Genomic DNA, 11,673 nt, shown 5'->3' on the forward strand with positions numbered 1-11,673 from the left:
CAATTACTTTTATGGCTTCAGCTTTAAATTCTGACGTGTAAAAATTTTGCTTTTTTCTCATGGTAAACTCCTGATGAGTAAGTATAGTTTACCAAGTTAAAGTCTCCGCTTTTTTCAGCACATATCAATTACTTCAGTTGCTCAGTCCATATAAAGAAACTATTAATCTGATTTTTAATCGTATATATGCAAATGTACTTCTAAATCTAGACATTCAATATGCTGATGAAGTGATAGAGTGGTTATTAGACAACCCAAATCAAAAATTTAAACTTGGGAATAATAATGAAGAACCAATCTGGAAGCTGGCTGGGAAAGTAATTGAAAAATTCTCCCCGCATTGTAGTCAAAATAAGTTTGAACAACTTGAAAATATTATCTATTTCTTTCCCCCGGACTATCATGTAGATCAAATTAAACGGTGTTTAGAATACACACGTGAAAATTACTACATGCCTTATTGGGGAAAAACACAATATCATTTACTACCTAAATTAGATGTAGCACGTATTACAATTGAGTCAGAGCAGTTAATTGCTGTCCTTAGACGCAAATTTGAAAAATATACTGAAGATGATTTCTGTAATCGTTCAAATGGTGTTGGAGGATTTGTAAGTTCTCCTATTAAAAACCCTCTCATGCTTTCAAACAAGGCTTGGAAAAAACTTATTACTACTGATCCAAGTAAGTTCAGCAAGAATAAGTTCAGAAGAGACCTTAGAGAAGCGAGTATTCATCAATTTTCAAATGCTTTTGAAAGTGCAGTAATTAGTGAACCTCAACGTTATGCAAAGTTTGCTTTAACCCTACCAATCGATATCCCTCAGGATTACATTAACGCCTTGTATTATGGGCTTAGAGATAATGATCTTAATCGAGTTCCAGATGAGTTAAAAGAAACATGGGAGCCTTGCCCTATTGAGTTGGTTGAACAAGTGATTGATCATTTTTCAGCTTCAAAGTATTCAAGACAACTTGAAAGCTTGCTCTCAGCAAAAATCAATGTGTTATCTCCCAAGTACATAAATTTACTAGAAAATATCGCGAAATCAGCAGATGACCCTTTACCTAATAAATTGAATATCCATACAGTAGGTTATCCAGATCAGTTGGATGAAATCTCAAGCCGTGATTTAAAAGGTAATACTATTAATTGTACACGAGGATCTGCATATACAGGTCTTGCTGGTAAATTTTGGGATGATCAAGAATATGCACTTTCACATAAATATATCATTGAGAATGCACTGAACGATGAACATGCAGCGGTGAGAATGGCAACTGCTGATCTGTTATTACCTATGTATAACTATGACCAGGACTATGCTTTCGATAAATTCATAGAATTATGTAAGAAAGACATTCGAAATACTCTAAGTTATGGCTTTCATTATTATTTTAACAATGCTTTCACTGGTCAGTATAGAGAGTCATTTATTTCTGTTGTCAAAACTATGCTTGAATCTAAGTATGAAGACGTAAGAAAAGAAGGTCATAAACAAATCATTGCTCGATGGTTATTCAATGATTTATTTGAAGCAGAGTTACAGCTAAGTCTAGATTCTAAAAATCAAGAAAGTCTTTGGGGCTATGCTTCCGTGATTAGCCAACTCTTAGGTGATGATACCAAAGGATATGATCACTCAAAAATGAAAAAAATATTTGAGATCTTAGTTAATTCAGAAAACGAGGAAACCCTAAAAAAAATGGGGAAATTCTTCAACCAAAAATTTTGGTCAAAAAGATATGCTAGAGAGTTTTTTGAAAAATATGTGCACTCAAATGCATTAAATCATAATGTTTATAATGTCTTGCACTCTATAGAAGAAAGCCCGACAGGAATGGGTCAATTCAGTGACCTTATTATTGTCATGATTCAAAATATTCTTAAGTTAAAAACTCAAGAGTTAATGAATAATTTAGATACAAATGCTATTACGAGAGTCATTCAGCAATTATATGATCAAGCAGAAAATGATGACGATGATGAAACACTGGGGTATTGTCTTGATATGTGGGATGAACTTTTGGCTAGTAATCATTCATTTATAAGAAATATGACTGAAAAATTGGATGGTGGATTGCTAGCATAGTTTATTAAACTTAATATGTTATGACGATTATTTACGAACCGAATTTGATCCTAGCCAAAATAATGGACAGTACTTCCCTCTAAAGATAACGTAACGTTAACTTTGGAGATCCAAGAAATGGCCAAACGTTTTAGCCCTGAATTTAAACAGCAAGCAATTGATTATGCACTTTCAAACTCACACGAGCCTATAGCTGCAATCGCCCAGAAATTAGGTGTGGGTTATTCAACTTTAGACAAATGGATTCGTGAAGCCAATCCAGTGGGTTCAAGCAAACGTCAACTTTCACCAGAACAACAGCGGATCTTGGAATTAGAGAAAGAAGTCAAACAGCTTAGGGAAGTCAATGACATCTTAAAAAAGCGCATGTGTACTTTCTGACAGATCATGCCAAGTGAATAGCCACCAAAATTCTAGACACACATAACCATCTTTTGATGGGCCTTTTCATAATCTAATCGAGAACGCTGACCATTGGAACCATGTCTGCGTTTTGAGTTATAGAACATCTCTATATATTCAAAGATATCCGACCTTGCTTCAGTTCTTGTCACATAGATTTTCTTCTTGATCCTCTCTCGCTTTAACAGCTGAAAGAAGCTCTCAGCAACAGCATTATCATGGCAGTTTCCACGCCGGCTCATACTGCTTTCAAGGTTGTGATGCTTGAGAAATGTCTGCCATTCATGACTGGTGTATTGGCTACCTTGATCAGAATGAATCAGGACTTTGTTCTTTGGGCTTCTTCGCCACAAAGCCATCAGTAGAGCATCTAAAACCAGATCTGTTGTGATTCTCGACTTCATAGACCAGCCAACGACTAGCCGTGAGAATAGGTCGATTACTACTGCAAGATACAGCCATCCTTCATGAGTGCGAATATAAGTGATGTCAGTCACCCACAACTGGTTGGGCTGGGTGGGGTTAAACTGTCTGTCTAAAGTATTTCGAGCCACAATCGATGGAGTACTAACATTAGCTCTAGGTTTGCGATAGCCACGCTGTGACTTGAGACCATTCGCCTTCATGAGTCGATGTACTCGATTGATACCGCAACTTTCGCCAACGTCTTTCAAATCACAATGAATCTTGCGATAACCGTAGACTCCGCCAGATTCCAACCAGAACTGTTTAATTAATCCTGAAAGCTGTTGCCGCTTCCTCGCAGTTATACTGGTAGGTTTCTTTAACCAGGCGTAATAACCACTGTGATGAACATCTAACGTTGAACATAAACGACGAACAGACCATATATGTTGGTTGTCCCGAATAAAGGCGTACCTCATTTGGACTGGCTTGCGAAGCGGCGTGAAAGCAGTGCTTTCACTTTAATATGTCCCTTTCTTCAGTGACCCTTTGCAGCTCTTTTTTTAATTTCGCTAATTCTGTAGTTGGATCACTAGATTCTGTTGTCTTGGGCTGCTGTGGATCATAACGTTTGATCCAAGCATACAGACTATGTGTAGTGGTTCCTAAACGTGTAGCAACTTCAGCCACACTATGACCTTTCTCAGTGACTTGTTTTACTGCTTCAATTTTGAATTCTTCAGGGTATCGTTTACTGCTCATAAGCACCTCGTTAATTAGCCATTTTATCTAACTAAAAGGTGTCTACAAAATCGGTGGCTATTCAGATTGATCATCTATTAGCTCCACATCTTCTGAAAAAGTATTTATCACGGGAGTAGATTTTTAGGATCAACTTCTAATGTTTGTGATATTTGATAAAGCTTCTCGACTGTTATATTGACTTCTCCCCTTTCAATTCGGCCTAGATAGCTACGATCAATTGCTGTTCGTAATGCCAACTGTTCCTGGCTAATCGATTTACTTTTCCGAGTTTCTCTTATTTTAGTGCCAATTAAAATTGCTAATTCCTGCTTCATAGTTCAACACCATAAATATCAGAACTATCAGGAATTGAAGTGTTTTAATCCACGGACTATAATCCTCATTTTATTTGTGTTTGATTCATGGAAATACAGAATTTACCAATGTTTAGAGAGCTTTCATCAGTTCTTTGTAGTTATAAGATTGAATCTTGGCAGACTAAAGATTTTTGGGAAAAAGTTAAGCTTTTAAACGTGGCCGACAATAATATAAATTATCAAAGTGTATATCGATTGATAGTTCGACTATCTAACGAAGGATATTTGGATGTTGATATCGTAAAAAGTAAATATAATCTAACTAAATATAATGAAAATAATAAATTACAAGAATTTCGTTCATCATTCTGTTTCGGGTCACTAACGATACTTAAGAAGATAAGTACAGAAAAATTGAAATTTGAAAGCGAGCTTATTAAATTAGAAGAAGAAATTACTGCATTAGAAGAGTTAAAAGATCAATTTTCTGATATTCAAACTAAAATCGAACAGCTAATACACTTAAAGATACATAGAATCAAGTATTTAGAAATAAAAGTGCGTGCAATAGTTTCATTAATTAATTATTTATCAAAGGCCTAATCTTTCGAAAAGCACCAGTAATCGTAAGCGATCATCTTCAAAGCATCAAATTATGTCGCCTTGTGCAAAGATATGCACATGGCTATTACTTATTTATAAGTTAACGTGGTCTCAGTCTTTTTGGGTGTTTCAAAAGAGACTTTTTCAAAAACTATTAAGCTAAAAACCAAGGCCCCAATAAGGCCAATTAGTCCCATAATTAAGAAAGTTGCTCTAAATATTAAGCCATAAGTTATAATTTTACTTAAAAGTGTTTTTCCCATATTTGCTTTAATAAGGTTACTTTCTTCATTACAAAATATTCCAATATCAATAGAAGAATTTCTTTCTAATCTTTTAAAAACTTCTTCAGACTGTTTAATTAAAAAAGATGTTCTTTGATCTAGCTTCCAGAAAACAAATGCGGTAATACTTAGGAAAATGGATAAAAATATTCCTATGTAAGCAAAGGTACTTGAAGACTGAATGGAGACACCTATAGCGGTGCCTAATCCAGCAACGATAAAAAGAAAATAATTAAACATTGTAATTCTTTGGTTTGAATGTAATTCAAAGTACTTCCAAGCATGTTCAACTGCTTGTTCAGAATTAATCCTATTTGTCATATTAATAATACCAATTGAAAATTATATTAATTATATAACTTATTCAATTGAATAAACTAATCTGAATAATTCAGCCTAATACTTTGCATCATGCAGAGTATTGGATCTCCTTTTAGAGTAGGATGTAAAAATTTATCTATTGAGTTTGACTTTGTATCGTACCAACTACATTTTTTAGCCCCATAAAAGAGCTTTGATGTCTATAGCTGATATGCCACTCAGGAAATACTAAAGGAACTGCCGTTGGATATAAACGAGTACAAATATCTGAATAAGTCCCACCTGGTTCTTCTCGTTGAGGAGCAGTTGCACTTACTAATTCGGCAATTTCATTTTCTGAAAAATTGATATCAGACAAATCTTTAGTAAAAAGCTCACGAATGAGCTTTTCTGTTAGATCAATTTAAAATATTTCTCAATTAGCCTTAGAGCTACTCTTGCACTTATAAAGCTACAATAACTTTGATAATTATCATCTTTTTCTCGATCTGCTAAATCAGAAACGGATTTGATACATATCATTTTGGTGGGCTGGCCATGATGGTTAGCACAACTGTAATAGAGGCCATAACACTCCATATCAATAGCTGCCATCTTTCTATGTTGGCTTCTAAAGACCTTTTGAATGTCTGCGGAAGCAACGACTGAACTACCTGAAACCATAGGTGCAGTTATTAATTTGGGATGATTTGCTGGCCTGCATCCAGTATATTGTTGGTAAAATGATTGCATATCAACATCAAGTGTTCTTGCTAAAGAAACTAACTCATTACTAGCTTCTTTAGGATCAGAAGCTGCTTGTAATGACCAATCCTCTGTCCATTTACCAGATTGCCAATCCCAACTTTTTTCAGCAATCACAACATCACCAACCGATACTGCATCCGAAAATCCTCCGCAAATACCTGTCATAATGATGACTCTTGGCTTGAAGAGTTTTAAAACAACTTCGGTAGAGTGTGTCGCTGCGATAGGCCCCATTTGATTTAAATGAGCACAAGCAATTTTTAATGTCTTATCACCGCTTAGTTTTAAGTATCCACTTTTACAGTTAATATTTGAACCTACAAGTTTTTCATCGGAAAGCTCAAGTGGCCAACTATTATATACTGCTTCCAACTCTGGCTTTCTTAATGCATTTAGAACTACTACATCATAAATGAAAGATGTATTTTCATTTTCCGTTCTTAATAAACGCTGAACATATTGTTGGAGTACACCTTTCCAATTATCTTGATCGGCTGACACATGAAGTACACTTGTTACTAGTTCTTTAAACTGATGGTCAACTTCATTACGAGTTTCTTCACTAGCCGTTACACCGAGAAGATGAGTTGGGGTTGGGAGAACTTCATCTTCAACTATTTGTCTAAGTAAATTAATGCTACTATCTGCTTGGGGTATAGCACCATTTCGAGCAGGTAGTAAAACATCTATCAACATTAAATCAATTTTATTTTTATTTAATTTTCTACTCGCATCGGCTGCATCTGTAGCAATTAATATATCATTTTCATCAATACCTTGATCGATCAAAAAAAATTTAAGCCGTTCAATCTTTGTATAATCATCGTCTACAAGTAATACATGCATTATTTATTTGCTACCAAATTGAGATTTTTTAAAACTTGAGCTAAAGCAGTTTGCCATGGCCCATATTGACCTGTGTAATGAATCACTCCTAAAAAGCGTTCATCCAACTCCTGTTTTAATATCTCTTGTAACCCTCTTGGATCATGCTTCTTTTCCATCTGTGGTAATTTAAATTCTTCATACTGCGTCAAAACAACAGTGTATGTATCATCTGTTTCACTATCTATGAATCTTAAAACATCTGCTCCCCCGAAACCTTGAGGCTTTCCACCTCCGAGTCGATCCTTTGCAATATCATATTGAGGGATCGACATATCCACTACAGCTAAAATAACTGTCTTCGTAGATAACTCATCAATGGCACTAGATAAGGATTCAACAGATATGATTTCAATGTCAGCACACAATGTTGATCGTAAAAAAGACATTATTGATTTTTGTTTCGGCTTGTCATCTTCAATTACTAGTACAGTTTTTCCATTATTCATAAGCTTCAAATCTCCCTTCTCGCTCATACAATGGAACTGTAACTTGTACAAACCAACGTGAATCTTTAAGACCAAAATTAAAAGGCGAAGGACATTGTGCTCTATTTACAAACCGAACTAATCTTGCAAGTTTAGCAAATCCTGAACCACCTTCTCGATTAACCAAATGGATTGGCAAAGTACGAATATATTTTTCTTTAAGACGCTGAATTTCAGTTGCATTCAATACTAACTTTCGCTCTTCGGATAGATCACTATAAATTATAAAAGTTAGAAGTTTATTGGACTCATCATATTGCGTTTCAATATCAATATATTCTAAAGCTGATCCAAGCCCTGAATGTTTCCAAGCATTTTCAAAAATTACGAATAAACAATCAGTCAAAACAGCTAGAGCTGATGTCGTGAGAGGAATTTTGATAGTGTTTTCATGTCTGAATATTGCATCTAAAGTTCGATAAACATTTTGTGTGGCTGCTTGTGCAATATCAATTGCATCAGGTAATTGGAAATCTTCATCGTCAACATGAGCTGGAATTCTGAACCAATCAGAAATCATATCACATTGTATTTGAGTATCAGTTGAAACACTTTGAAGTGTTGTTATCATCGGCAATAATGCTGACCGATTATTTAAACTACGCAATTTACCAATCAAATCATCAAATTCCTGCTTAATCTTATCCTTAAAGTCATTTGCAATATAAGAATTAAGGTCTTTCAAAGCTAATTCGACAATTTTCCAAAATAAGAAATAGCAATTAGCTAAAAATGCTGAGAATGATAAATTCGACTCTTCTATCAAGCTACTGATTATTCTGAGAAATTCAGGGCTCAAATTGTCTTTGAATGCACCTCTAGGTTTTTCGATTGAATGAATTTGAATTAACTCATTAATCAACTCATCCACCAAAAATTTGATCTTCTTAGAAAAGTCTTCTAGGAAACATAAAACTTCTTCTATATTAACAATATTAAAATCTACGATATTTCCCCATATTTTTATAAATTCTTCTTTGGATATATCGCTTGGGAAATAAAGTAATCTATTTTCTTCTAAAGGACCAAAAACAGTTCCTCGTAAGCTACCGTGTCTAATCCGTAAACTCAGATAACAATCTAAACCATCAGTAGGATCATTTAGAAACCGTTTATACAACCGATCTACAATTTCAATTAATAATGCAGATGAGATATTAGGCTGACCATCAGATATATCCAAAAGTAATTGTCGATTATTTGCATCAACTGCAAATTGACTAATAATATCGTCAATTATTCGAGTTCCTGATGATGAATCTTTTACAGTCATCCAACGTTTATAATCTGGCAGTATTTCAGATTCAGCCCATCTACTAATTGCTGATTCATTTACAAATACTCTTGTTTGGTCGATTTGACGTAAACCTTTCTGCAATGTCTGATCAAATGTTAAATCTTTGATTTCATCTGTATAAATGGAAGCATTTTCAGCATCCCATTGTAGTAACAACTGCAATATTTCTATACGTTCTTGTCGAACTTTTTCAGTTGTATCAAATTTAGTGCATAACGATAGGTTCTCATCAATCCATACATTTGCAAAGAAATGAATAATTTCATCTTGAATATCTAGATTGTCATTAAATATAGAATTAATGTTATCTCTCATTCCACTTTCGAGGATAGAACGACAAGCCATTTTGCAAATATATCCAATACCAGCTATATCAGTAGCTTGATATGAATGATGGGATATTAATCCCACTTTAATAAAATCTAATTCTTTAAAAAACCGCCACTTTCTGTTTTCAAAAATATTAGTGACATCAAACTCACTAATATATCTTGGGTTTTCAATTAACCAATTATTAATTAAATCAATTGCTTCAATTACATGGCCTTTAGAATTTAAAATAGATGCTCTAAATTTAGCAACCTCTCTTGACCAAAAATCACCAAATTTATCTAATTCACTCAGAAGTCTATCTAGATTCTCATATTGTTCTGTCGAATATAGATGTTTTGCCAACCATAAAAACAAAACATTTTTACTAACTTTACAATCATTAAAGTTTCCTTCTGATAAGTTAATAATATTTTTAATTATTTCATTATCATCATTCAAAATATATCGTTTTAATATTTTAATACCTTCTTCAAAGGAAAAGCTTGTTATATCTTCAAGTTTGAATTTATTATTGAATATAAAAAGATTAGGACTCTGAGTATATCCGATAGAACAATTTACGAAATGACATGCCGCATTAACTATAACTTGTCCTATATCTAAGTTTTTATAGCAAATACCCAACTTTATAAGTTTATCTATCTGAGTTTGAGCGGTATTTCCATGTATTTCACACTCTTTAAATAAGCTAATAATCATAGCCTTAAAAGTGTTGTCATTTTCAATACTTTTAGTGGAGCTAAAATTTAATGATTTTAATAAGTTATCTTCAATAGAATCATCTAAAACAAAGTTAACCTCTTCACTATCTATAAATAAATTTAAAAGCTTATTTAATCTACTATCATTAATTCCACATTCAATTAACTTTAATATTACTATTTTTGCAGTTGGCATTAGATGATACATACTTTTATCGACTGCTATATAAACCAAGCTATCAACAACAATTTCATAATAATCTATTAATGATGAAGTAATCTCTTTAGATATTATGATAGGTAATGTATCTTCAACATGATTTACTTGAGATAAAGCATGGTATTCCAAATAAGGAATTACCCAAGGTCCTAGATTCTTAAGACGTGGAAATGAGTTTTTGCACTTTGCATAGAAAGAATAAAAAGAAAAAGTGTCTTCACACCGATCACTTAGGATCTCGTATATCAATCCATTTAACCTATTTCCTGATGCTATCTTTAATGGTGTTAACCATTCTGTCAGGCCAGTCATTCCATTAACAGTTTGTTCCAGCACACATCTAATTTCTATACCCCATAAACTCCACCCATGATTCTCGGTAAAAGTATCAAGAACATCTATAGCTTGCTCAAATTGATCTTCTAAGATCAAATTTTGTATCTTATTTCTGGTTGTTACATAGATATTTATAGCTTCTGTTTGTAAGGACAACCAGTGAACAGCCCAATGCAATTCGTTTTTCAATGGTAAAGGATCTAAATTAATATATTGGCAAACTAAATTCTCTGGTTTAGCTTGACCTAATTTTAATAAATTAGTTGCATCGATGTTTCCAAAGATACAAAACTGATTGATACAATCTTTATATTCACCAATTGAGATACTGTTTCTTAAATTAATCAAAGTATTAAGTGGAAAAATTTGACGTGATTGCCCTTTCCTAAATTCAAGTTTAGCTTTGGATTGCTTTATTACTTTTTTTTTAGCCATGTTGAGTACTTGGTTTTCATATATTTATCAAATTTTATCATGAATTTTACAATTTATGTTTTTAGACTAAGTCCAATAAGATGACTAGATCAATTATCATAAATTTCAATTTCAATGATATAAACACCTGATTAATAAAGTTATAATTTCAAATTTTGAATTAAGATAACATTCAATCTCTTGGAATGAATTAAGCTATGATAGTCTTGGAACAGGGTTAGATGATAATTTCATAGAGGCGGGATCTTCTACTTTTCTTCTTTATTGCCATTAAAAAGATAAAATTTTCCTTCCCCCAGATAAGCTTTTAACATTTCTTTTAGATTTTTATTTTCTACTATCCATAAATTTATTTGTATTAATAAAAACTCATAACGATCTATTTGGACTGTTCATACAATCAAATTATTTTATATACAATTTTGCGACATATTGTGTCGTACTTTCCGATTATGAGTTTGTATAAACAGCCAAATCTTATAAGTTCATGAACTTAGAAAGTCAAAAAATTAGAATTAAGCCATCTAAGTTATTAAATTTTTTATTAATTATTCATCAATAAAATTATGAACTGGACTTTAGGTGAACATAAGTTAAGTAAATAACAAGTGATAATAAGTTCATTAATATTGATATAGAATAATGATTACTCCTTAGAACTGTCAAGCCTTCTATTATTAAAACTGATCATAGGCTTTAATTATTTCCCATAAATAATTGTCCATTTAGAATTATTTCTTTCTTAGAGTATCAAACTGAGAATATAGAAAGGAATAGAGAAATTTCTCTATTCCTTTATTGCTCTTGCTCTAGAAATCATACTTCGCCATGATTTCTATACGGTTATCATTTCCGGTTTTACCTTCAACTGTCTCACGTTCACCATAGACATATTCCATACCAAAAGTAATGGGTTTGACTGGGTTATACATAACTGATATGTGCTGAAAAAAGCGGAGACTTTAACTTGGTAAACTATACTTACTCATCAGGAGTTTACCATGAGAAAAAAGCAAAATTTTTACACGTCAGAATTTAAAGCTGAAGCCATAAAAGTAATTG

General features: G+C 33.0%; 8 protein-coding genes and 3 pseudogenes. 3 read left to right on the forward strand and 8 right to left on the reverse strand.

Features of this window, described 5'->3' with window-relative positions; genetic code table 11:
• Positions 1–137: 137 nt before the first annotated feature.
• On the forward strand, positions 138–2,093 hold the full coding sequence (locus KUG37_RS13995; protein ID WP_254202714.1) for a hypothetical protein: 1,956 nt from the start codon (positions 138–140) through the stop codon (positions 2,091–2,093).
• Positions 2,094–2,210: 117 nt separating this feature from the next.
• Positions 2,211–2,487 (forward strand): annotated as a pseudogene (locus KUG37_RS14000) (transposase); the annotation flags it as partial.
• 19 nt (positions 2,488–2,506) lie between these two features.
• Here the strand turns inward: KUG37_RS14000 and KUG37_RS14005 are convergent.
• Both KUG37_RS14005 and KUG37_RS14010 read right to left on the reverse strand, forming a co-directional pair.
• Positions 2,507–3,662 (reverse strand): annotated as a pseudogene (locus tag KUG37_RS14005) (IS3 family transposase).
• A gap of 107 nt (positions 3,663–3,769) precedes the next feature.
• The gene (locus KUG37_RS14010; RefSeq protein ID WP_216938004.1) at positions 3,770–3,979 is read right to left on the reverse strand and encodes a helix-turn-helix domain-containing protein; all 210 of its coding nucleotides are present in this window, start codon (positions 3,977–3,979) and stop codon (positions 3,770–3,772) included.
• A gap of 87 nt (positions 3,980–4,066) precedes the next feature.
• On the opposite strand from KUG37_RS14010, the gene KUG37_RS14015 reads away from it, so the two are divergent.
• Entirely contained in the window at positions 4,067–4,564 is a 498-nt protein-coding gene (locus KUG37_RS14015) for a hypothetical protein (protein WP_216938002.1), read from the forward strand.
• Between the two features lie 89 nt (positions 4,565–4,653).
• Here the strand turns inward: KUG37_RS14015 and KUG37_RS14020 are convergent, their stop codons facing one another.
• The 6 genes and pseudogenes from KUG37_RS14020 to KUG37_RS14045 all read right to left on the reverse strand — a co-directional run.
• Positions 4,654–5,169 carry a hypothetical protein gene (locus KUG37_RS14020; protein WP_216938000.1) on the reverse strand — a complete coding sequence of 172 codons (516 nt, stop codon included), beginning with the start codon at positions 5,167–5,169 and terminating at the stop codon, positions 4,654–4,656.
• Positions 5,170–5,305: 136 nt separating this feature from the next.
• Entirely contained in the window at positions 5,306–5,527 is a 222-nt protein-coding gene (locus KUG37_RS14025) for a hypothetical protein (RefSeq protein WP_216937998.1), read from the reverse strand.
• A gap of 35 nt (positions 5,528–5,562) precedes the next feature.
• Positions 5,563–6,762: a hypothetical protein gene (locus KUG37_RS14030; protein WP_216937996.1), complete on the reverse strand. Its 1,200-nt coding sequence runs from the start codon at positions 6,760–6,762 to the stop codon at positions 5,563–5,565.
• Positions 6,762–7,250, reverse strand: a complete 489-nt coding sequence (locus KUG37_RS14035) for a hypothetical protein (RefSeq protein WP_216937994.1) — start codon at positions 7,248–7,250, stop codon at positions 6,762–6,764. The genes KUG37_RS14030 and KUG37_RS14035 overlap by 1 nt, the downstream gene beginning before the upstream one ends.
• Positions 7,243–10,611 carry a hypothetical protein gene (locus KUG37_RS14040; RefSeq protein WP_216937992.1) on the reverse strand — a complete coding sequence of 1,123 codons (3,369 nt, stop codon included), beginning with the start codon at positions 10,609–10,611 and terminating at the stop codon, positions 7,243–7,245. Before KUG37_RS14040 ends, KUG37_RS14035 begins: the two co-directional genes overlap by 8 nt.
• A gap of 809 nt (positions 10,612–11,420) precedes the next feature.
• Positions 11,421–11,552, reverse strand: a pseudogene (locus KUG37_RS14045) (DcaP-like protein); the annotation flags it as partial.
• Between the last annotated feature and the right edge of the window lie 121 nt (positions 11,553–11,673).

This window comes from Acinetobacter sp. BY419 (assembly GCF_019038395.1).
Lineage (GTDB): Bacteria > Pseudomonadota > Gammaproteobacteria > Pseudomonadales > Moraxellaceae > Acinetobacter.